This window comes from Reyranella sp., from assembly GCF_965229815.1.
Classification (GTDB): Bacteria; Pseudomonadota; Alphaproteobacteria; order Reyranellales; family Reyranellaceae; genus Reyranella.
The window spans coordinates 2009205-2031033 of the sequence record NZ_CBDDJN010000002.1; the positions used below are offsets into that span (position 1 = coordinate 2009205).

Below are 21829 nucleotides of genomic sequence, written 5' to 3' on the forward strand. Positions count from 1 at the left end.
GAAGGATAACCTCATCCTCCTCTCCCCCCTGCGGGGGAGAGGAACATGATCAGCGCTTTCCGAACACGAATCCGCCGACGGACGCGTCGATCGTGACGCCGGAGATGAGGCTCGCCTCGCCGGACAGCAGCCAGACGATGGCGTTGGCGACTTCGTCGGCGCGGCCGACGCGCCTCATGGCGATGGTCGCCTCGATGGCGGCGCCGCCAATTTTCCCGCTGTCATCCTGAGCGTCAGCGAAGGATCTCATGCCGGTTGCAAGCGGCGATGAGGTCCTTCGCTTCGCTCAGGACGACAAGATCAGCGCTTCCCGAACACGAAGCCGCCGCCGGATGCATCGAGCGTGACGCCGGAGATGAGGCTCGCCTCGTCGGACAGCAGCCAGACGATGGCGTTGGCGACCCTGTCGGCGCGGCCGACGCGGCCCATGGCGATGGTCGCCTCGATGGCGGCGCCGCCAATCTTTCCGCTGTCATCCTGAGCATCAGCGAAGGATCCCATGCCGGTTGCAAGCGGCAATGAGGTCCTTCGCTTCGCTCAGGACGACAAGATCAGCGCTTCCCGAACACGAATCCGCCGCCGGATGCGTCGAGCGTCACGCCGGAGATGAAGCTTGCCTCGTCGGACAGCAGCCAGACGATGGCGTTGGCGATCTCGTCGGCGCGGCCGACGCGGCCCATGGCGATGGTCGCCTCGATGGCGGCGCCGCCAATATTTCCGCTGTCATCCTGAGCGTCAGCGAAGGATCCCATGCCGGTTGCTAGCGGCGATGAGGTCCTTCGCTTCGCTCAGGACGACAAGGTCACCGTTTCCCGAACACGAATCCGCCGCCGGATGCGTCGAGCGTCACGCCGGAGATGAAGCTTGCCTCGTCGGACAGCAGCCAGACGATGGCGTTGGCGATCTCGTCGGCGCGGCCGACGCGGCCCATGGCGATGGTCGCCTCGATGGCGGCGCGGGTCTCGCGGTCGGCCAGCGTCCGCTCGGTCATCTCGGTCTCGATCATGCCCGGCCGCAGCGACACGGCGCGGATGCCTTCCTGGGCGACCTCCTTGGCGAAGCCCATGGTGAAGGAATCGATGGCGGCCTTGCTCGCGGCATAGGCCGAGGCGCCGGGCCGGCCGCCGATCGTGCCGGCCATCGACGAGACGTTGACCACGACGCCGCCGGCGTGGCCGCCCGGGCCGCTGCGCTTCGTCGACAGCCGGCGCGCGGCCTCGCGGCAGCACAGCATCACGCCCACCGTGTTGACGGTGAACAGCCGTGCGAGCGTGGCCCCGTCGAAATCCTCGACGCGGGCATGCAGGCCGATGCCGGCGCTGTTGACCACGCGGGTGATCGGTCCCAGCGCCTTCTCCGTCTCGTCGAAAAGCTTCACGATGTCGTCCTCGCGCGCCACGTCGGCGGGCAGGGCGACCGCCTGGCCGCCGGCAGCCTCGATGTCGGCCACGACCTTGCGGGCCTGGGCGTCGCGCGAGCGGTAGTTGATGGCGATGCGGCGATGGCCGCGCGTCGCGGCGAGGCGGGCGGTGGCGGCGCCGATGCCGCTCGCACCGCCGGTGATCAGCAGGGTCATCCCTTCAACGCGCCTCCCGTCAGACCGGACACCAGGTACCGTCGCACCACGAAGGAGAAGACCAGGACCGGCAGCATGATCATCGTGCCGCCGGCGGCGATGCGGCCCCATTCCCAGCCTTCGTAGTTCATGAAGTTCACCACCGCCACCGGCGCCGTCATGGCCTCGGTGCGGGTCAGGATCAGGGCGAAGAAGAAGTCGTTCCAGGCGAACAGGAAGCAGAGGATCGCCGTGGCGGCGAGGCCGGGCCCCGAGAGCGGCAGGATGATGCGGTAGAAACCCTGCCACATCGTGGCGCCGTCGATCCAGGCCGCCTCCTCGAGCGAGCGCGGCAGCTGGTCGTAGAACGGCCGCATCATCCAGATCACCAGCGACAGGTTGAAGGTGAGGTAGATGATGACCAGCCCGGTCCGCGTGTCGAGCAGCTCGAGATGCCGGTAGACGAGGAAGTAGGGGATGGTGAAGGCGATCGGCGGCGCCATGCGGCTGGCGAGGATCCACAGCGTGATCGTGCCGCCGCTGCGCGTCGTCCAGCGCGACAGCGCATAGGCCGCCGGCACGCCGATGATCAGCGACAGCACGGTCGAGGCCACGCTGACCACCAGGCTGTTGACGAAGGAGGTACGGAATTCGGAGGTCCAGAGCGCGGCGTAGTTGTCGCCGGTCGCCTCGAACAGCAGCCGCGGCGGGAAGCGGAAGATCTCGGCGTTGGTCTTGAACGACATCAGGACCAGCCACAGGAACGGCGCCAGCGCCAGGACCGCCAGCACGACGGCCAGCGTCTGGACCACGAGCCGGTCCCGCCGGCGGCCCCGAGCCCGCTCCCGCTCAGTCGACACGGGCCCCCCATCCCACCAGCCGTACGATCAGCCAGCTCAGCCCGAGGGTGGCGGCCAGCAGGACCACGGTGATGGCGCTCGAGAATCCCAGGTAGGAGAAGTTGAAGGCCTGCATGTACGAATAGTAGTTCGTGACCTCGGTCAGGCTGCCCGGGCCGCCGTCGGTCAGGATGAAGATCAGCGGGAAGGCCTTGATCGAATCGATCAGCCGGAACAGGCCCGCCACCAGCAGCACGCCGCGGATGAAGGGCAGGGTGATGTAGCGCGTGAGCTGCCAGGGGCTGGCGCCGTCGACCTTGGCGGCGTCGAGCAGCTCCTGCGGCATCATCTGGAGCGCCGCCAGCACCATCAGCATGGTGAAGGGGAACCATTCCCAGGTGTCGGCGATGATGATCGAGGTCAGCGCCCAGTGCGGATCGGTGATCAGCGCCGGCACGTTCCAGCCGAGCGCGCGGAAGATGCCGTGCATGGGGCTGATGTCGGGCGTGTAGATCACCTTCCAGATGATCGCCACGACGATCGGCGGCAGCACCATCGGGATCAGGAACACCGTGCGAAGCGCCTCGAGCAGTCGGCTCCGGACGTTCAGCAGCAGCGCGAGGCCGAGCCCGATCGCGAGCTGCGCCAGCACCGTCCAGAAGGACAGCTTGACCTGCACCCAGATCGAGTTGAGGAAACGCGAATCGAGGCTGAGCTGGCGATAGTTCTCCAGCGGCTGCGAGAAGTCCCACAGCGTCTCGGGCCGCGTCAGGTTGAGCGGCGTGAAGCTGGTGGCGAGCAGGTAGAGCGACGGCAGCAGCGTGATCAGCGCCAGCACGGCGAGCGAGGGCGCGACGAGATAGACGAAGAAGCGCTGTTGCTGCCTTGAAATCCTCCCCAACGACGTTGGGGAGGTGCCCGCGAAGCGGGCGGAGGGGTCATGAGCGTCAGTGACGTTGCTCATGACCCCTCCGGCCCTGCGGGCCACCTCCCCAGCGGAGCTGGGGAGGAATGAGCCTCATTAGTTGTCAACCTTGATCCCGGCCTTCTGCAGGTCCTGGACCGACTGGGCCTGGGCCTGCTTCATCGCCTCCGGAGCGCCCTCCTGCTTGGTGGCGATGCGCTCGATCGCCTTGTTGATCTTGTCGCCGACCTGCGGGAACACCGGCACCGTGCGGTACTTCATGTAGCCGCTCTTGCCGCCGAGCTGCAGGACCTCGAGAAACAGCGAGGCGACGTCCTGGCCGTTGAGGGTCAGCACCTCCTTGAACTCGGGGCTCTTGATCACCGACATGCGGCAGACGCTGGGATAGCCGTGGTTCTTCACGACCATGTTCAGCGTCTCCTTGGACAGCGCCCACTTGATGAACTCCCAGGCCGCTTCCTTCTTCTTCGAGCCGGCGGCGATGCCGAGCCCGTGGCTGTTCGAGCCGGGGAAGTTGCCCGACGGGCCGGCCGGCATGAGGCCGTAGCGCACCGTCTTCTTCACCGTGCTCTCGGCATGCTTGGCCAGCGGCACCATCCAGGTGATGGCCTGGGTGCGGATGTTGGCGCGGCCCGACATCTGCGAGCGCATCGCCTGGTCGTCGGAGTAGGACAGGATTCCGTCCGGCCCGTACTTCATCAGCAGGTCGGCATACCAGCCGCCGGCCTTCGCGGCCTGCGGCGTATCGAGCGTCGGCGTCAGGTTCTCCGGCGGCGCCTTGAACACGCCGCCGCCCATGCCCATCAGGTACGGGATCCAGTTCCAGTGATGCAGCTTGTCGGCGGTGAAGGCCGCGACGTTCTCCTTGTTGTGCACGGCGTCGCACACCTTGACCAGCTCGTCGAAGGTCTTGGGCAGGCCGAGACCGGCCTTCTCGATCTGGTCGTAGCGGGCCGCGGCCAGGATCATGGCGCCGGCCTCCCAGGAGAAGCCGAACGTCTCACCCTTGGCGTTCTGCATCGCCGATTGCGGCCCGCCGGCGAAATCCTCCGGCGCCCAGTCGGCCGGCGTCAGCTTGCGGTCCTTGGTGAAGGTGTCGAGGTTGGTGAGCCAGCCGGCGCCGATCCAGCGGCCGGAGTAGATGAAGGTGACGTTGACGACGTCGAGCGCCGAGCCCTTGGTCGACAGCTCGAGGTCGGTGCGCTGGTTGTAGACAGGGAAGGCCTGCATGGTGAAGTTCACCTTGATGCCGGTCTTCTCCTCGAACTGCGGGAAGTACTTCTTCAGGTACTCGAAGTAGGTGGTCTGGAAGCACGCGGCGTTGATCGTCGTGCCAGCATAGGGTTTGCCGCCTTGGGCGTGGACGGCAGGTGCAGCCAGGGCGCCAATCGCGCCACCGAGAATCGTACGACGGCCAGGATGGGTCATGTGGGCTTCCTCCGAGACGATGTCTTGATGGCATCGTTTTATTATGTCTGACATATAGTCGTGCCACTTCCCTTCGTGTCAACGGGCATGACCGACAGAACTTCGAAGAATCGGGTCTCGGCTCCGCTCAGCGGAGCGACGCGCATTGCCGAAAAACTCGGCGCGGCGATCCTTGGCGGCGTCTACCGGCCGCATGACCTGGTGCCGGGCGAACTGGAGCTGAGCCGCCGGTTCGGTGCCAGCCGCACGGTCGTTCGCGAGGCCTTCAAGCTCCTGGCGGCGAAGGGCCTGATCGTGTCGCGCCGGCGCGCGGGAACCTATGTCCGCCCGCGCGAGGCGTGGCACATGCTCGACGCGGATGTGCTGGCCTGGCGCCTGCGGGACGGAGGCGCCGAGCCGAAGCTCGTATTCGACCTCATGCACGCGCGCGCTGTGATCGAACCGGCGGCGGCCGCAATGGCCGCGCGCCGTCATACGCCCGAGACGCTCGCGCCGATCGAGGACGCGTTCGCCGACATGGAGCGGACGGCGCACAGCGCCGCCCTGTTCGCCGAACCCGACGTCCGCTTCCACAAGGCGATCCTGACCGCGACGGACAACGACGTGATGACGGCGTTCGGGGCGTTGATCGAGGCGGCGCTGGCCATCTTTGTCCGTGTTGCCACCCGCCATCCTGGCGCACCGGCGCCGTCGGTGCCTCTGCACGGCGCGGTTGTCGAGGCGATCCGGCGCCGTGACGCCGAAGGTGCGCATGCTGCCATGATGGCCCTGTTGGAAAGGACGTCGCGCAACGTCGAGCGCAACGTCGAGGCGGTGAATCGCGCGACAGTCCGGCAGACATCGGTGGCGGGCCGGCTATAGTGGCCGCCTGCATCCGGAGGAAAACGCCATGAAGGCCGCCGTTCTGTTCAAGCCCAACGAACCCCTGCAGGTCGTGGAGTGCGAGCTCGATCCGCCGAAGGCGAACGAGGTGCGCGTGAAGATGAAGGCGTCGGGCGTCTGCCAGAGCGACTGGCACGTCATGAACGGCGACTGGCCCTCGCCGATGCCGATCGTGCCGGGGCACGAGGCGGCCGGCGAGATTGCCGAATGCGGCCCGGGCGTGACGACGGTGAAGCCGGGCGACCACGTGATCTTCTCGTTCCGTCCCCATTGCGGCCGCTGTCGCTACTGCAGCCAGGGCCGCACCGTGCTGTGCATCGGCCGCGCCGCGGTGCCGCCGGGCGCGCTCTACGACGGGACGCTGCGCATCAAGCACAACGGGCAGGGCATCAACCAGATGGCGCGCATCGGCACCTTCGCCGAGGAGGTGGTGGTGCCGGAGGAGATGGTCGTGCCGATCCGCAAGGACATGCCGTGGCCGCAGGCGGCGCTGGTCGGCTGCTGCGTGGCGACCGGCGTCGGCGCGGTGACGCGCCATGCCAAGATCGAGGCGGGCTCCAGCGTGCTGGTGATCGGCTGCGGCGGCGTCGGGCTGAACGCCATCCAGGGCGCCATGCTGTCGGGCGCGAGCCGGATCATCGCCGCCGACCTGCTCGACAACAAGCTGGAGATGGCGAAGACCTTCGGCGCCACCCACACGATCAACACCAGCACCAACGAGGATCCGGCCAAGAAGGTGAAGGAGATCACCGGCGGCCTGGGCGTCGACTATTCGTTCGACGCGGTCTCCGTCGACAGGACCCAGGCGCTGGCCTTCGACGCGCTGGCGCCGGGCGGCCATGCCGTCGCCGTCGGCATCTCGGCCGCCACGGTGCGGGCCTCCTACTCGCCGTTCATGATGGTGTTCACCGAAAAGAAGGTGAGCGGCACCTTCTACGGCTCGGTCCGCCCCGACCTCGATTTCCCGGTGCTGGTCGACCACTACATGAACAAGCGCCTGAACATCGACGGGCTGATCAGCCGGACCTACCGGCTCGCCGAAATCAACGAGGGCTTCAAGCGCATGATGGCGGGCGAGGTCGCCCGCGGCGTCGTGGTCTTCGACTGAGCGCCGGACCGCGCGCCCCGGCACGGTGCGCGCCGGTCTCGGCATCAGGCCTGCGATTGGGGTCAAATCGGGGTTGCGGGGCGGTCCTCCTTGAATCGCCTTGCGAGACCCCGCTGACCGGTCTAAACCCGAGCGCGCTTTCCGCAGCGGGCCCCGCAGATGCACTGCCCGACCTGTTTTTCTCAGCAATGACAGAGACTTAACGCAATGCTCTCGCGCGTCATCGGGCTTTTTTCGGCGGACATGGGCATCGACCTCGGAACGGCCAACACGCTGGTTTATGTGAAGGGTCGCGGCATCGTCCTGAACGAGCCCTCGGTGGTGGCGCTCACCACCCAGACCGGGAAGCGCCAGGTCCTGGCTGTGGGTGAAGAGGCCAAGATGATGCTCGGCCGCACCCCCGGCAACATCCAGGCGATCCGGCCCCTGCGTGACGGCGTCATCGCCGACTTCGAGGTCGCCGAGGCGATGATCAAGCACTTCATCTCGAAGGTGCACAATCGCCGCTCCTTCGCCCATCCCCAGATCGTGGTCTGCGTGCCCTCCGGCTCGACCGCCGTCGAGCGCCGCGCCATCCAGGAATCGGCCGAGAGCGCCGGTGCCCGCAAGGTCTGGCTGATCGAGGAGCCGATGGCGGCGGCGATCGGCGCCGGCCTGCCGGTCACCGAGCCCACGGGCTCGATGGTCGTCGACATCGGCGGCGGCACCACGGAAGTGGCCATCCTGTCGCTGGGCGGCATCGTCTACCCCCGCTCGGTCCGCGTCGGCGGCGACAAGATGGACGAGGCCATCATCGGCTACATCCGCCGCAACCATAACCTCCTGGTCGGCGAAAGCTCGGCCGAGCGGATCAAGAAGACCATCGCCTCGGCCTGCCCGCCCGACGACGGCGAGGGCCGGACCATGGAGATCAAGGGCCGCGACCTCATGAACGGCGTGCCCAAGGAACTCGTCATCACCGAGCGGCAGATTGCCGAGAGCCTGCAGGAACCGGTGAGCGCCATCGTCGAGGCGGTCAAGGTCGCACTGGAGAACACGGCGCCGGAGCTGGCTGCCGACATCGTCGACAAGGGCATCGTGCTGACCGGGGGCGGTGCCCTGCTGGCCAACATGGACACGGTGCTGCGCCAGGCGACCGGCCTGCCGGTGTCGGTGGCCGAGGATCCGCTGCTCTGCGTGGCCCTGGGGACCGGCCACGCGGTGGAGAACATCGACCGTCTGCGCGGCGTTCTGTCGTCCATGTACTAAATCCGCCGCGCGCCTCCTCCCGCTTGGAGTAGAATGGGCAGGAAATGGCGATCCGGGACGATTTCGAGGTAGCCGCCGCCCAGGTCCGCGCAGCCGTCCAGCGCTTCGCGCTCGGCCTGCTCGTGATCGCCGCGTTCGGCGCCATGCTGCTGGGCAAGGCCGACACCGTCCTGGTCGAGCATGCCCGCGTCCTCGCCCTCGACATGGCCAGTCCCGTGCTCGAGGCCATCGCGCGTCCGGTGGCCGTGGCCAACCGGGCCATCGCCGACCTCAAGGAGTTTGCCTCCCTGCGCGAGGAGAATGCCCGCCTGCGCGAGGAGAACGCCCGGCTTCTGGCCTGGCAGACGGCGGCGCGCCGGCTGGAGAATGAGAACGAGGGACTGCGGGCGCTGGCCAACTTCCGCGAGGGGCCGGAGGCTGCCTTCATCACCGCCCGCATCGTCGGCGACAGCGTCAGCGCCTATGTCCGCGGCGCCCTGCTGAACGCCGGCCGGCGGGCCGGCGTCGCCGCGGGCCAGGCGGTCGTGACCGGCGAGGGCCTGGCCGGACGGATCGCCGAGGTCGGCGACAACAGCGCCCGCGTCCTGTTCGTGACCGATGTCAGCTCCCGCCTGCCGGTGCTGGTCGAGCGCACGCGCGAGCGGGCCATCCTGGCCGGCGACAATTCCCCGCAGCTGCGCCTCACCCTGCTGCAGAGCGTGGCCGGCGTGCAGCGCGGCGACCGCATCATCACCTCCGGGCACGGCGGCAGCTTCCCGGTCGGCATCCCGGTGGGCGAGGTCGTCGACACCGGCGAGGGCGGGGTGCGGGTGCGGCCGTTCGCCGACTTCTCGCGGCTGGAGTTCGTGCGGGTGGTCGACTACGGCGTCACCGGCCTGGTGACCTCGGGACCGTCCGCGCCGTCGGTGGCGGCCGGCCAGCGGGGGCGCTGATGAAGGCCGAGGGGCTGCTCTCGACGCTCGACCGCTGGGGCCGGGCGGCGCTGCCCGGCACCGTGCTGCTGTTCTTCGTCCTGATGACCCTGGCGCCGCTGCGCGCGCCCTACCTGTCCGACGCCCTGCCGCTCCTGCCGGCGCTGGTCGTCTTCCAGTTCAGCCTGGTGACGCCGGAGCGCCTGCCGGGACCGCTCCTGCTGGCGATGGGCGTGCTGCTCGACCTGCTGCTGGGCGGGCCGGGCGCGCCGGTCGGCGTGAGCGCGCTGGGCTTCGTGCTGATCCGGGCCGCCGTCATGGCCAACCGGCGCTATCTCGTCGGGGTGCCGTTCCTGTTCCAGTGGGTCGGCTTCTGCCTGCTGGCCTTCGGGTTCGTGGTGCTGGTCTGGGTCTTTACGTCGCTGTGGACCTGGACGGCCATCGACCCGCTGCCGGCGATGATCCAGTATGTCGTCGTGGTCGTGATCTATCCGCTCATCGCCCCGCTGATGGCGCGCGTGCGTGCGCGCGATCCGCTGAACGTGCCCGAGCCGTCGCGCGGCACGGCACGGCCGGGCGAGACCACGTCGTGATGCGCTATCGCAAGGGCGACGGCGAGCGATCGGGCCTGTTCACCCGGCGATCGCTGCTGCTCGGCGGCGCCCAGGCGGTGCTGCTGTCGGCGCTGGCCGGCCGCCTCTACCAGCTGCAGGTCATCGAGACCCGCCGGTTCTCTATGCTGGCGGAGGAGAACCGCATCAACCTGCGCCTCCTGCCGCCGTCGCGCGGGCTGATCTTCGACCGTTCGGGCCAGCCGCTGGCCGTCAACCGCAACAATTTCCGCGCCATGGCGACGTCGGACCGCGGGCGCGGCGCCGAGATCCTGGTCGACCGCCTGGACCAGATCCTGTCGCTGGGCGAGGCCGACCGGAGCCGCCTGCTGCGCGACCTCAGGCGCAGCCGCAACGCCCAGCCGATCGTGGTGCGCGAGAATCTCGGCTGGGAAGAAGTGGCGCGTCTGGAGTTCAACGCGCCCGACCTGCCGGGGGTCTTCATCGACCTCGGCCAGACCCGCAACTACCCCGAGGGCGAGCTGACCAGCCACATCGTCGGCTACACCGGCCGCGTGTCCGACGAGGACCTGGCCGGCCGCGACGACCCCGTGCTGCAGCTCGCCACGATGCGCTTCGGGAAGAAGGGCGTGGAGCGCGCCTTCGAGGACAGCCTGCGCGGCCGCGCCGGCGCCGTCCAGGTCGAGGTCAACGCCGTCGGCCGCGTCGTGCGCGAGCTCGACCGCACGGAGGGCCAGCCCGGCGCCAACGCGCTGCTCACCATCGACCTCGAGCTGCAGCGCCTGGTCGCGGAGAAGCTGAAGGAGCACCAGAGCGGCTCGGTCGTGGTGATCGACGTCGTGACCGGCGACCTGCTGGCGATGGTCTCGACGCCCGGCTTCGATCCCAACACCTTCGCCCGCGGCATCACGCAGAGCGAATGGCGCGAGCTGCTCGACAGCCCGGAGCGGCCGCTGCACAACAAGGCGATCGCCGGCGTCTACCCGCCGGGCTCGACCTACAAGATGGTGACGGCGCTGGCCGCGCTCGAGGCCAAGGTGATCGAGCCGTGGACCCGGCTGCCCTGTCTCGGCTTCCTCGAGCTGGGCAAGATCAAGTTCCACTGCTGGCTGCGCGGCGGCCACGGCTCGACCAACGTCGTCGAGGCGATCGCCCAGTCCTGCGACTGCTTCTTCTACGAAGCCGCCCGCAAGGCCGGCGTCGACCGCATCGCCGAGGTCGCCGGCCGGCTGGGCTTCGGCCGCCAGAGCGACCTCGGGATGCCGGGCGAATCGGCCGGCATCCAGCCCAGCCGCGCGTGGAAGCAGGAGAAGCTCGGCAAGTCCTGGCAGCACGGTGACACCTTCAATCTCGGCATCGGCCAGGGCTACATGAACGCCACCCCGATGCAGCTCGCCGTCATGACCGCGCGTCTCGCCAACGGCGGCTACGACGTGCAGCCCAACCTGCTGCTCGCCCAGGCGACCTCGCGCGAGGAGCTGGTGCCGCCGCAGCCCTACGACAAGCCGACGGCGCCGTCGCTCCGCTTCGATCCGCAGCATCTGGCGCTGATCCGCGAAGGCATGATCCAGGTCGTCCAGTCCGGCACCGCCAACCACCTGCGCGTCGATGCCCAGAACAAGCCCATCGATCCCGCCTACCGCTTCGCCGGCAAGACGGGCACCGCGCAGGTCAAGCGCATCACCGAGCGCGAGCGCGAGCTCGGCATCACGCAGGCGCAGCTTCCCTGGCACCTGCGGCACCATGCGCTGTTCGTCTGCTTCGGCCCGCTGGACAAGCCGCGCTATGCCTGCGCGGTCATCATCGAGCACGGCATGGCCGGCGGCCAGACGGCGGGACCGATCGGCCGTGACGTCCTGGTGGAGACGATGAAGCGCGATCCGTCGCGTCGCATCGACGGGTTCCGCAAGATGGCGTCGCGATGACGCTGGCGCTGGACGCTCCGGCGCCCGTCGGGTTCGCCGAGAAGATCTGGCGCATCAACTGGGGCCTCGTGCTGGTGCTGACGACGATCGCCGGCATCGGCGTCCTCGCGCTGTACTCGGCGGCGGGCGGCCATTTCGATCCCTGGGCGGCCCGGCATGCGGTGCGCTACGGCGCGGCGCTGGGCATGATGCTGGTGGTGGCGCTGATCCATCCCAAGATCTGGCTGGCGCTCGCCTGGCCGATCTACATCGTGTCCATGCTGCTGCTGGTGGCCGTCGACATCGTCGGCAAGATCGGCATGGGCGCCCAGCGCTGGCTGGTCATCGGGCCGCTCCAGGTCCAGCCCTCCGAAGTCGCCAAGGTCGCGGTCATCCTCGTGCTCGCCCGCTACTATCACGGCCTGCGCCGCGAGGAAGCCTCGCAGCTGCTCTACACGCTGCCGGCGGTCGCGGCCATCCTGGCGCCGGTCGGCTTGGTGATGGTCCAGCCCGACCTCGGCACCGCCCTGATGGTGCTGCTGGGCGGCAGCGCGCTCCTGTTCGTGGCCGGCGTCCGGCTGTGGATCTTCCTGGCGGCGGCGCTCGGCGCCGTCGCCTGCCTGCCGGTGGCCTGGTCGTTCATGCACGAGTACCAGCGCAAGCGCGTGCTGACCTTCCTCGATCCCGATCGCGACCCGCTGGGCGCCGGCTACCACATCACGCAGTCCAAGATCGCCATCGGGTCGGGCGGCCTGTTCGGCAAGGGCTTCCTCAAGGGCACCCAGTCGTCGCTGAACTTCCTGCCCGAGAAGCAGACCGATTTCATCTTCACCACCTTCGTCGAGGAATGGGGCCTGCTCGGCGCCATGGTCCTGCTGGCGCTGTTCGCCCTGGTGCTGGTCTGGGGGTTCTCCATCGCGCTGCGCTGCCAGCACCATTTCGGCCGGCTGGTGGCGCTCGGCGTCACGGCGATGATGTTCCTCTACGTCTTCATCAACACCGCCATGGTGATGGGTCTGCTGCCCGTCGTGGGCGTGCCGCTGCCGCTGGTCAGCAACGGCGGCACCGCCATGGTGTCGGTGATGTTTGCCTGTGGCCTGCTGATAGGCGTCAACGTCTATCGCGATGCGCAACTGCCGCGGAAGCGGTAGCGCCGGGGGCTTCCCGCCCGACTCGACAAGGGGCTGCGTGCTTGGTATAGCCGCGCCGCTTTCGGCCATGTCCCGTGAGTTCGGGCGCATAGCTCAGTTGGTAGAGCAGCTGACTCTTAATCAGCGGGTCCCAGGTTCGAGCCCTGGTGCGCCCACCATGGACCGAAGCGCAAGCAGCCCCGCCCCGCGGGGCTTTTTGCTGTTCCCGCGGCTGTGCGCACGGCGCGCAGCCTGTATGGTGCGGCCTGCAAACCGGGGAGGACCCAGATGACCCTGCTGTTGCCGCGAGTCCGCGCCGCCGCCTTCGCCGTGCTGGCGCTCTTCGTCCTCTCGTCGTGCGGATACAACAACATCCCGACGCTCGAGGAGCAGGCCAAGGCCAAGTGGGCCGACGTCCAGAACAACTACCAGCGCCGCGCCGACCTCATCCCCAACCTGGTCGCGACGGTTCAGGGCTACGCCAAGCAGGAGAAGGACGTGCTGACGGCCGTGGTCGAGGCGCGCGCCAAGGCGACGCAGATCAAGGTCGATGCGTCGCAGCTCTCCGACCCGGCCAAGCTCAAGCAGTTCCAGGACGCGCAGAACCAGCTCACCGGCGCGCTCGGCCGCCTGATCGCGGTCAGCGAGGCCTATCCCGACCTCAAGTCCAACCAGAACTTCCTCGCCCTGCAGTCGCAGCTCGAGGGCACCGAGAACCGCATCGCCGTGGCGCGCCGCGACTACATCGAGGCGGTCCGCGTCTACAACACCGAGCTCAAGACCTTCCCCGGCCTGCTGTGGGCGGCGACCTTCTTCCGCTCCTACAAGCCGATGGCAGAGTTCACCGCCGGCGAAGACGCCCAGAAGCCGCCGCAGGTGAAGTTCTGACCGACCGGCCGCGGCGCCAACCGGTTGTCCGGAGCCTGCGGCTCGCGCTGGCGGCGCTGGTCTCGGTCGGCCTCGCGGTCGCCGCGCTCGCCGCCGACTTCCCCGCGCTCACCGGCCGCATCGTCGACCAGGCCGACATCATCCCGGCGCAGACGCGGCAGGCGCTCGAGCCCAAGCTGGCCGATCTCGAGGCGAAGTCCGGCATCCAGCTCGTCGTCGCCACCGTGCGCTCGCTGGGCGGCGAGGAGATCGAGCCCTACGCCAACGCGCTCTTCCGCCACTGGAAGCTTGGCGAGAAGGACAAGAACAACGGCGTGCTGCTGCTGGTCGCCCCCAAGGAGCGCCGGGTGCGCATCGAGGTCGGCTACGGGCTCGAGGGCACGCTCACCGACGCGCTGGCCTCGGTCATCATCAACAACGGCATCGCGCCGCGCTTCAAGGCCGGCGATTTCGCCGGCGGCATCACCCGCGGCGTCGACGACATCATCACCGTCCTGACGACGGACGCCTCGGAGTGGCAGAAGCGGCCGTCGCTGCGGCTCGACTACCAGCCGGCGCAGAAGCCAACGAACTGGTTCGGTCTCGTCCTGCTGCTGGTCGTGGTCGTTCTCCTGATCGTGTCGCGCCGGTTCCGGACGATCTTCTTCGCCATGCTGGTCGCGCGCGGCGGCACCGGCTCGCACCGCGGCGGCAGCTCGTGGGGCGGCGGGGGCGGCGGCGGCTTCTCGGGCGGCGGCGGCTCGTCGGGCGGCGGCGGCGCCTCGGGGAGATGGTAATGGAGCTTTCGTCCGAGGACCGCCGGCGCATCGCCGATGCCATCCGGGCGGCCGAATCCAGGACCGCCGGCGAGATCGTGTGCGTGCTGGCGCGCAGTTCCACGGAACCGGCAGCGCTCGCCATCCTGGTGGCCGCCCTGGCAGCGCTGGCCCTGCCGTGGCTGCTGGTGGGCCTGACCCGCCTGCCGGTGCAGGACATCCTCTGGCTCCAGCTCGCGCTGTTCCTGGCGCTCGGCCTGGTCCTCTGCCTGCCGGGGGTGCGCGTCGCCCTGGTCCCACCGGCGATGCGCCGCGCCGTGGCCCACCGGGCGGCGATGGAGCAGTTCGTCGCCCGCGGCATCGGCCGCACCCGCGGCCGCACCGGCATCCTGATCTTCGTGTCCCTGGCCGAGCGCTATGCGCGCATCGTCGCCGACGAGGCGATCGCCAGCCGGGTCGCGCCGGCCGAATGGCAGGAGGCCGTCGACGCGCTCGCCGGCCACATGGGCGGCGGCCGCATCGGCGAAGGCTTCGTGGAGGCGATCGGGCGCTGCGGCGCGGTCCTGGCCGAGCACTTCCCGCGGGCGCCCGACGACCGCGACGAGCTGCCCGACCGGATCTACCTGATCTGAGCCTTCAGGCGCGGCCGGCCTCGGCCTCGCGCTGGTAGTAGAGCAGGTCGAGCTCGGGAGCGGTCCTGCCCAGGCTGGTCAGGATCATGTGCGCCTGGCCGCGATGATGGGTCTGGTGGTTGAACCAGTGGTCGAGCGCCGGCATGAGCTTCTGCACGAAGGCCTCGGGCGTGGAGACCCGGCGATAGCGGATCACGCCGGCCAGCCGCTCCTCGTCGAGGCCCGCGGCGTAGGCGACGATGCGCCGGTCCTCGGCCTCGCGCGCGGTCCTGAGCGCGTCGAGCTCCTCGTGCAGGATGGTGTCGAGGCGGTCGGGCGCCTCGCCCTCGCCGGTGAAGCGCTTCATCCAGATGCGGTCGGTGACCAGCAGGTGATTGAGCGTGCCGTGCATCGACCGGAAGAAGGCGCCGCGATCGGCGCGATAGTCGCTGTCCGGGAGTTGCCGGGCCGCGTCGTACAGCCGGCGGTTGGCCCAGGCATTGTAGCCGGCGAAGGTCGTATAGTGCTCCTTCATGCCGGCATTGTGCGGCAATGCCGGCCGCCGGCAAGATTGATTGATTCGTTCAACCTTATGGCATCGAGCGTTCGGTCGGAATCGGCCGAACGCTCGATGTCGAAGGCGGGGCTAGCCGACTTATCGCAAGCCGCTCTACCAGACGATCCGCAGCCCGCCGGTTCCGGCGAGGGCGCTGGCGTTGGAGGAGAACTCGCCGTCGAACTGGCCGTAGAGGCGGAACGACCGGCTGAGCTCCAGGTCGAAGCCGGCACCGACGACCAGGGCGTTCGGCGCGGGCTCGGCACCGATCACCTGGAAGGGCGCGCCGGGCAGCACGGTGCCGAGGCTGACCGTGGCCGTGCGGCTGGTGTTGAACTCGTGCGCCCAGCCCAGCCGGAGATGCGGCCGCAGGACGGCATCGTCGACGGCGGTGATGGCAGCCTCGATGCGGGCGCCCAGCACGGAGCGGATGGAGGTGGTCGTCTGGGCCTGCACGCTGACCGCCAGCAGGCCCGGCGCGCCGGTTCCCGCCGTTCGCGAGCTCTCCGTATAGGCCGACTGGCTGAGCGCCTGCGCGGTCAGCCCGGCGAAGGGCGTGACCTGCACGTCCGCCAGGTCGAACCGCCACCCGCCTTCGACGCGGCCGCCATACTGCGAGCCGGCGAAGGAGGCGCTGGCGATCTCGCTGAGCGCCCCCGTGCCGATGAAGCGGCTGGAGGTGAAGGTGTTGTAGGCATAGGCCAGCGCGGCATCGACATAGGCGGGGCCCACCGAATAGCCGCCGTAGACCCCGGCCACGATGGAGCGCGCGCCGCCCGAGCTCAGCAGGTCGGTCAGGTTGTAGCCGGCGGACGTCGTCCCCAAGGTGAATCCGAGAAGAGCGCCCGGTGCCACCGCGAGGTCCATGCCGAGCGCGGCGCCGCCGGCGTTCATGTCGATGCGCGAGCTGCCGGCGCTCGCGCTGCCGTCGATGCTGCCCGAGCCGCCGAAGCCCTGCGCCCAGGCATTGTAGCGGGGCGCGAAGCTCTCGCCCTGGCAGGCGTCGCCGTTGCAGGGGGCAGCGGCCGCCACGGCGAGATGCGCGCTTCCGGTGGCCGCGCTGCCGCCCGGCGCGCGTGAACGGCCGGTCTGCTGGAAGATCGTGTCGAGGAACTGGCCGAACACGGTGAACGAGGCGGACTGCGGCGCGGTCGCGACCTCGCCCGTCAGCTGCGACAGCGTGTTCGGCGCCGTCGACAGGAGAAGGTCCATGTAAAAGGCGCCGAGCGGTCCGGTGAGCGACGGCGAGTAGTTGGCCTCGAGAACGTTGGCGACCGCCTGCGCGTTGGCGCCGCCGCCGGGGATCTGCGGGAACGGGATGCGCGACACGACGATGTCGACGCTCGTCGGATTGTAGACGGCCGACGCGCTGAGGAAGGTGTAGGGCTCGCTGACGAGCGTGAAGCGGCCGGTTGAGCTCGAGAAGGTCAGGACGCCGGCATAGGTCGTGTCGAGGGCGTAGAGGCCGGGCTGCAGGGCGAGCTGCACCGTGCCGGCGAGGTTGGCCACGCCGGTGCCGGGGACGCTGCTCGCGACCTGCAGCGTATCGTAGGTGCCCGGCGCGGTGCTGGTCGAGGCGCGGATGCCCAGCACGGCGGCGGAGGTCTGGGTGAACGTGCCGTCGACGACATGGGCGAGCGCGCCGCCGGGGGCGAGCGTGGCGGTCGTGCCGATCGTCCCGCCGTTGACGAGCGTGTTGCCGCCGGTTCCGGACAGCAGGACGAGCCCGTTCAGGGTGCCGGTGTTGGTGACCGAGGCGCCGCCGCCGCTTCCCATCGCGAGCACCGTGGAGGCGGAGATCAGGCCGGAATTGGCCAGCGTGCTGCCCGGCCCCAGCAGGACGCCGGTGGCCCCGCAGCCATTGGCAGAGATGCTGCCCGAATTGACGAGACGGGCGCCGGCGCCGGCCACGCTGATGCCGGTGCCGCAGGTGCTGATCGCGCCGCTGTTCGTCACGGCGACGTTGCTGCCGAGGGCCGCGATCCCGGTGCCGCCGCTGCCGACGCTGATGCTGCCGCTGCTGCCGATGATCGTGCTGCCGGCGCCGCTGATTCCGGTGCCGCCGGCGCCGACCGAGATCGATCCGGAATTGCCGACGACGCTGGAGCCGACGGCCTGGATGCCGATGCCGCCGCTCCCGGCATTTATGGCGCCACTGTTCAGGGCGGTCGTGCTGATGCCCTGGGCGTCGATGCCGATGCCGCCGTTGCCGACGTTGATGGTGCCGCCGTTGGTCAGGTGGCCGTTGACGCCCCGCAGCACCAGCCCGCCGCCGCTGGTGCCGACGGTGATCGTGCCGCTGTTGGCCAGGGTGACGCCGGTGCCGAGGGCGAAGATCGCGGGCGTGAAGGTGCCGCCGCCGATCGTGCCGGTGTTGGTGAGGATGAGCGAGTCGCCGACGGCGAGCATCCCGCCCGTCCCGAAGGTTCCCGAGCTGCCGACCACGATGGTACCGCTGTTTGTGATGTTGCCGCCGCTGCGGATGCCCACGCCGTTCTCGCCGGCCACGACGCTGCCGCTGTTGCCGACCGTCGTGGCGGCGTTGCCGCTGATGCCGATGCCCCCGGTACCCACCGCGATGCTGCCGGTGTTGAGCACCGCGCTCGAGCTTCTGGCCTGGATGCCGAAGCTGGCGGCGCCCCCGGTGATCGTTCCGCTGTTGGTGATGGACGAATCGGCGCCCTGGGCGTCGATTCCCAGGCCTTCCCGCCCGACGGCGATGGATCCGGCGTTCACGAAGACGTTCCGCCGGCCCTGGCCGACCATGCCGCCGCCGAACGTGCCGACCGAGATCGTGCCGCTGTTGGTGAGCGTGCTGTCGCGGCCCGTCACGATCATGGCGGGAAGGGCGGCGCCGCCGATGATCGTGCCCGTGTTGACCAGGGTCATGCGGTTGCCGTCGCCCAGCATGCCGGCGCCGGCGATGAACCCGTTCTGGACGACGATCGTCCCGCTGTTGCGCAGGACGCTGTCGCTGTTGGCGTAGAGTCCGACAGCCTCCTGGCCGGTGACGATGCGCCCCGCATTGGCGATCGCCGAACTTCTGCCCGCGAAGACGCCGGCGCTCATCGCATCGACGGAGATGACGCCGTTGTTGGTGACGGTGCTGCCGTCGCCGGTCTCGATGCCGACCCCGAACGCGCAGCCCCGGCCGGCGATGGTGCCGTTGTTGGTCACCGCGCTGCCGGTGCCTGTCGCCAAGACGCCGGTGGCGCAGCTTCCGAACGCGATCGTCCCGTTGTTGATGACGGTGACGGCGCTGTCGGTGCTGAGGATGCCAAAGGCGCCTTCGCCCACCGTGATCGACCCGCTGTTGACCAGCCGGCCGCCGTTGCCTTCGCCGTCGATGCCGATGCCGCCGTCGCCCATCACGATGGTGCCGGAGGCGGCATTGGTGACGTTGAGCGCGGTCAGTCCGACGGAACTGTCGCCACCGCGCAGCGTGCCTGTGTTGAGGATCGAACCGGTCCCCGTCACGATGATGCCCTCGGCGCCATTGCCCATCGTCATCGTGCCGCTGTGCGTGACGCTCGATCCGCTGTCGACGAAGATGCCCACCGCACCGTCGCCGCCCTGGATCGTGCCGCTGCTCGTGACCTGGTTGTTGATGCTTCCCAGGAGGCCGGAGCCGAAATCGCCGACCGCGATGGCGCCGCTGTTGCTCACGCTGTTGCCGCTGTTGAGCATCAGGCCGCTGCCCACCGTGGCTCCCGGCAGGACGTTCACGGTCAATCCGTCCTGGACGCCGGCATCGAAGCCGCCCGGCGAGGCGCCCGAGCAGGTGACGGTCGTGCCGGATTGCAGGCAGTCGGCCTCCGCCGCTCCCGCAAGAACGGTCAGGAGCAGGCCCGTCGCTACGACCAGCCGCCGCATCCAGCACCGTGCGGCGTTCTGGAAAATGGACGTCACGTTTCCCCCGAGCCTCTCCCCGACTCGCCGCGGAGTCTGGCCGCCGGTCGAGTCCGACGCAAGCGCGCGTCGCGGCAAAGTGCAGAGCCGGGACCGCAGAGTGCAAATTGATCGGATGGCCAACGCGGCAACGACGCTCGACCTCTAATCCTGTGCCGCGAGCAGGTCCGTCCTGGTGATCCAGAAGACCTCGCCTTCGCTCTGCTCGGTGTCGAGCCACAGGAAGGGCAGGCGCGGGTAGGCGTCGAGGAGCCGGTCGCGGCCGCGGCCGATCTCGCAGATCAGGGCCCCGTCGCGGGTCAGGTGGTGGGGCGCTTCGGCCAGGATGCGGCGCACCAGGTCGAGGCCGTCGTCGCCCGCCGCCAGCGCCATCCGCGGCTCGTGCCGGTATTCCGGCGGCAGCCGCCGCATCGCCCGCGCGTCGACATAGGGCGGGTTGGTGAGGATGAGCTCATAGCGCTGCCCGGCCAACGGGGCGAACAGGTTGCCGCGGTGAAGGTCGATGCGGTCGCCGAGCCGGTGGCTCGCCACGTTGCGCCGGGCCAGCGTCAGGGCACCGGCCGACAGGTCGGTCGCGTCGATCCGGGCGTGGGGGAAGGCGAGCGCCGCCAGCACCGCCAGGCAACCGGAGCCTGTGCAAAGATCGAGGATGCGCCCCACCTTTCGGGGATCGCCGATCGGCAGGACGCCGTCGGCGAGCATGTCGCCGATGAACGATCGCGGGATCAGTGCCCGGCGGTCGGCATGGAAGCGGATCCCGTGCATGTAGGCCGCGCCCACCAGGTAGGGCGCCGGCAGCCGGAGCTCGATTCGCGCCTCGATCAGCGTCAGCAGGCGGGCCCGTTCGGCTGCCGTCGGGCGCAGGTCGAGATAGGGTTCCAGCCGGTCGATCGGCAGATGCAGCGCCTCCAGCACCAGGAACGCGGCTTCGTCATGGGCGTTCGTCGTGCCGTGGCCGTAGACCAGCCGGGCGGCGCGGAAGCGACGGACCGCGAGCCGGAAGATGTCGCCCAGCGTCTCGACGGAGGGTTTGTTGGCGCGCGCCATGCGGGCCTACATTACCCGACATGAAACGCCGTGCCTTGCTTTTCGCGGTGGCGCCCGCCGTCCTGCTGCCCGGCGCCGCGCAAGCCCTGCAGGACCTCAAGGTCGTCTACATCGGAGGCCTCGACTGCCCGCCCTGCCGGCGCTGGAAGCAGGCCAGCCTGCCCGATTGGCTCGCCTCGCCCGAGTACCGGCGGGTCGCGTGGATCGAGGTCGAGGCGCCGAAGCTCAGGGAAGCCTATCAGGAGCGCTACTGGCCGGGCGATCTCCGGCCGATCCTCGACCAGCTGCCGCGCAGGGGCGGCACGCCGCGCTTCCTGATCGTCAAGGACGGGCGGGTCGTCGCCAACGAGTTCGGCTCGTCGAAATGGACGGCGATCGTCACCGAGCTCAAGAACCTTCTGGGAGAATGACATGGCAGGACTGGCCGCCGGCGCCCTCGACGGCATCGTGGTTCTCGACCTCACGACCCATCTGTCCGGGCCGTTCTGCGGCATGCAGCTGGGCGACCTCGGCGCCGACGTCATCAAGATCGAAAGCCCCCAGGGCGATCCGATGCGGGGCGCGCCGCCCTTCGTCGGCGGCGAGGGCGCGCCCTTCATGCTGTGGAACCGCAACAAGCGTGGCATCCAGCTCGACCTCAAGAATGCCGACGACGTGGCCCGCTTCTGGGAGCTGGTCGACGGGGCCGACGTCGTGCTCGAGAACTTCCGTCCCGGCGTGATGAAGCGGCTGGGCCTCGGCTGGGAGGCGCTGCATGCGCGCAATCCGCGGCTGGTGCTGGGCTCCATCTCCGGCTTCGGCCAGACCGGGCCCTATGCCGGGCGGGGCGGCTTCGACCTCATGGTGCAGGCCATGTCGGGCCTGATGTCGGTCACCGGCCCAAAGGACGGTCCGCCGTACCGCATCCCGCTGGCCGTCTCCGACGTCGGCGCCGGCCTCTATCTCACGATCGGCGTGCTGGCCGCGCTGCGCGCCCGCGAGCAGACGGGCGAGGGGCAGTGGGTCGAGACCTCGCTGCTCGAGGCGACGGTCTCGCTCGGCGTCTACGAAGCGGCCAACTACTTTGCGACCGGCGAGCGGCCCGAGAAGCTCGGCCAGGCCCATCGCGGCTCCTCGCCCTACCAGGTGTTCCAGACGGAAGATGGCTGGCTCACCATCGGCGGCGCCCAGCAGAACTTCTTTCGCAAGCTCTGCGCCATGATCGGCAAGCCCGAGCTGGCCGACGATCCGCGCTTCAAGGCCAATGCCGACCGGGTGCGCAACAACGAGGTGCTGGTCGATCTGCTCCAGGCCGAGGTGCGCAAGCGCTCCACCGCCGACTGGATGGCGGCGCTGGAGGCGGAAGGCATTCCGGCCGGCCCCGTCCTGCATCACGACGAGGTCTTTGCCGATCCGCAGATCCGGGCACGCGACATGGTGGTGGAAGTCGAGCACGCCAGGGCCGGCCGGCAGCGGACGCTCGGCGTGCCCCTGAAGCTGTCGGCGACGCCGGGCGCCGTGCGGCGCCCGGCGCCGACCCTCGGCCAGCACGATCGGGAGATCGGGCGCAAGGCCGACTGAC

At 69.4% G+C, this 21829-nt stretch carries 22 protein-coding genes and 1 tRNA gene; 13 read left to right on the top strand and 10 right to left on the bottom strand.

Going from position 1 to position 21829, the window contains the following annotated elements; translation table 11 throughout:
• Nucleotides 1-49 precede the first annotated feature (49 nt).
• The 7 genes from ACO073_RS10085 to ACO073_RS10115 are packed head-to-tail and all read right to left on the bottom strand — an operon-like array spanning nucleotide 50 to nucleotide 4747.
• Nucleotides 50-250 carry an SDR family oxidoreductase gene (locus ACO073_RS10085; RefSeq protein ID WP_421997128.1) on the bottom strand — a complete coding sequence of 67 codons (201 nt, stop codon included), beginning with the start codon at nucleotides 248-250 and terminating at the stop codon, nucleotides 50-52.
• Between the two features lie 50 nt (nucleotides 251-300).
• The gene (locus ACO073_RS10090; RefSeq protein ID WP_421997129.1) at nucleotides 301-501 is read right to left on the bottom strand and encodes an SDR family oxidoreductase; all 201 of its coding nucleotides are present in this window, start codon (nucleotides 499-501) and stop codon (nucleotides 301-303) included.
• Between the two features lie 50 nt (nucleotides 502-551).
• Nucleotides 552-752: an SDR family oxidoreductase gene (locus tag ACO073_RS10095; protein ID WP_421997131.1), complete on the bottom strand. Its 201-nt coding sequence runs from the start codon at nucleotides 750-752 to the stop codon at nucleotides 552-554.
• A 50-nt stretch (nucleotides 753-802) separates the two neighbouring features.
• Nucleotides 803-1576 (bottom strand): SDR family NAD(P)-dependent oxidoreductase, encoded by a 774-nt coding sequence (locus ACO073_RS10100; protein WP_421997132.1) that lies wholly within the window; start codon nucleotides 1574-1576, stop codon nucleotides 803-805.
• On the bottom strand, nucleotides 1573-2367 hold the full coding sequence (locus ACO073_RS10105) for a carbohydrate ABC transporter permease (RefSeq protein ID WP_421997133.1): 795 nt from the start codon (nucleotides 2365-2367) through the stop codon (nucleotides 1573-1575). Before ACO073_RS10105 ends, ACO073_RS10100 begins: the two co-directional genes overlap by 4 nt.
• Before the next feature lie 37 nt (nucleotides 2368-2404).
• On the bottom strand, nucleotides 2405-3358 hold the full coding sequence (locus ACO073_RS10110; RefSeq protein WP_421997134.1) for a carbohydrate ABC transporter permease: 954 nt from the start codon (nucleotides 3356-3358) through the stop codon (nucleotides 2405-2407).
• A 57-nt stretch (nucleotides 3359-3415) separates the two neighbouring features.
• Nucleotides 3416-4747, bottom strand: coding sequence for an ABC transporter substrate-binding protein (locus tag ACO073_RS10115; protein WP_421997135.1), 1332 nt, complete (start codon nucleotides 4745-4747; stop codon nucleotides 3416-3418).
• An 87-nt stretch (nucleotides 4748-4834) separates the two neighbouring features.
• Here ACO073_RS10115 and ACO073_RS10120 point away from each other — a divergent pair, with 87 nt between their 5' ends.
• The 11 genes from ACO073_RS10120 (at nucleotide 4835) to ACO073_RS10170 (ending at nucleotide 14777) form a co-directional block, all read left to right on the top strand.
• Complete coding sequence (locus ACO073_RS10120; protein ID WP_421997136.1) at nucleotides 4835-5608, top strand: FadR/GntR family transcriptional regulator; 774 nt, start codon at nucleotides 4835-4837, stop codon at nucleotides 5606-5608.
• Nucleotides 5609-5636: 28 nt separating this feature from the next.
• On the top strand, nucleotides 5637-6737 hold the full coding sequence (locus ACO073_RS10125; protein WP_421997137.1) for a Zn-dependent alcohol dehydrogenase: 1101 nt from the start codon (nucleotides 5637-5639) through the stop codon (nucleotides 6735-6737).
• A gap of 207 nt (nucleotides 6738-6944) precedes the next feature.
• A complete protein-coding gene (locus tag ACO073_RS10130) occupies nucleotides 6945-7985 on the top strand; it encodes a rod shape-determining protein (RefSeq protein ID WP_421997138.1) in 1041 nt (346 codons plus the stop codon).
• Nucleotides 7986-8029: 44 nt separating this feature from the next.
• Complete coding sequence (gene mreC / locus ACO073_RS10135) at nucleotides 8030-8917, top strand: rod shape-determining protein MreC (RefSeq protein WP_421997140.1); 888 nt, start codon at nucleotides 8030-8032, stop codon at nucleotides 8915-8917.
• Nucleotides 8917-9489 (top strand): hypothetical protein, encoded by a 573-nt coding sequence (locus ACO073_RS10140; RefSeq protein ID WP_421997142.1) that lies wholly within the window; start codon nucleotides 8917-8919, stop codon nucleotides 9487-9489. Before mreC ends, ACO073_RS10140 begins: the two co-directional genes overlap by 1 nt.
• Nucleotides 9489-11393, top strand: a complete 1905-nt coding sequence (mrdA, locus tag ACO073_RS10145; protein ID WP_421997143.1) for a penicillin-binding protein 2 — start codon at nucleotides 9489-9491, stop codon at nucleotides 11391-11393. The genes ACO073_RS10140 and mrdA overlap by 1 nt, the downstream gene beginning before the upstream one ends.
• Nucleotides 11390-12523, top strand: coding sequence for a rod shape-determining protein RodA (gene rodA / locus ACO073_RS10150; RefSeq protein ID WP_421997144.1), 1134 nt, complete (start codon nucleotides 11390-11392; stop codon nucleotides 12521-12523). The genes mrdA and rodA overlap by 4 nt, the downstream gene beginning before the upstream one ends.
• Nucleotides 12524-12605: 82 nt before the next feature.
• A tRNA-Lys gene (locus tag ACO073_RS10155) sits at nucleotides 12606-12681 on the top strand.
• A gap of 109 nt (nucleotides 12682-12790) precedes the next feature.
• Complete coding sequence (locus ACO073_RS10160) at nucleotides 12791-13390, top strand: LemA family protein (protein WP_421997145.1); 600 nt, start codon at nucleotides 12791-12793, stop codon at nucleotides 13388-13390.
• Nucleotides 13387-14166, top strand: a complete 780-nt coding sequence (locus tag ACO073_RS10165; protein WP_421997421.1) for a TPM domain-containing protein — start codon at nucleotides 13387-13389, stop codon at nucleotides 14164-14166. The genes ACO073_RS10160 and ACO073_RS10165 overlap by 4 nt, the downstream gene beginning before the upstream one ends.
• Nucleotides 14166-14777 (top strand): TPM domain-containing protein, encoded by a 612-nt coding sequence (locus ACO073_RS10170; protein ID WP_421997146.1) that lies wholly within the window; start codon nucleotides 14166-14168, stop codon nucleotides 14775-14777. Before ACO073_RS10165 ends, ACO073_RS10170 begins: the two co-directional genes overlap by 1 nt.
• Before the next feature lie 4 nt (nucleotides 14778-14781).
• Here ACO073_RS10170 and ACO073_RS10175 read toward each other — a convergent pair whose 3' ends face one another.
• The 3 genes from ACO073_RS10175 to prmB all read right to left on the bottom strand — a co-directional run bounded on the left by ACO073_RS10175 (nucleotide 14782) and on the right by prmB (nucleotide 20268).
• Nucleotides 14782-15291 carry a DinB family protein gene (locus ACO073_RS10175; RefSeq protein WP_421997147.1) on the bottom strand — a complete coding sequence of 170 codons (510 nt, stop codon included), beginning with the start codon at nucleotides 15289-15291 and terminating at the stop codon, nucleotides 14782-14784.
• Between the two features lie 135 nt (nucleotides 15292-15426).
• On the bottom strand, nucleotides 15427-19221 hold the full coding sequence (locus ACO073_RS10180; protein WP_421997148.1) for an autotransporter domain-containing protein: 3795 nt from the start codon (nucleotides 19219-19221) through the stop codon (nucleotides 15427-15429).
• Nucleotides 19222-19365: 144 nt separating this feature from the next.
• The gene (gene prmB, locus ACO073_RS10185) at nucleotides 19366-20268 is read right to left on the bottom strand and encodes a 50S ribosomal protein L3 N(5)-glutamine methyltransferase (protein WP_421997149.1); all 903 of its coding nucleotides are present in this window, start codon (nucleotides 20266-20268) and stop codon (nucleotides 19366-19368) included.
• Nucleotides 20269-20288: 20 nt separating this feature from the next.
• Here prmB and ACO073_RS10190 point away from each other — a divergent pair, with 20 nt between their 5' ends.
• Together ACO073_RS10190 and ACO073_RS10195 are read left to right on the top strand one after the other, a co-directional pair.
• The gene (locus ACO073_RS10190; RefSeq protein ID WP_421997150.1) at nucleotides 20289-20678 is read left to right on the top strand and encodes a TlpA family protein disulfide reductase; all 390 of its coding nucleotides are present in this window, start codon (nucleotides 20289-20291) and stop codon (nucleotides 20676-20678) included.
• A 1-nt stretch (nucleotide 20679) separates the two neighbouring features.
• A complete protein-coding gene (locus ACO073_RS10195) occupies nucleotides 20680-21828 on the top strand; it encodes a CaiB/BaiF CoA transferase family protein (protein WP_421997151.1) in 1149 nt (382 codons plus the stop codon).
• The last annotated feature ends 1 nt before the right edge of the window (nucleotide 21829 follow it).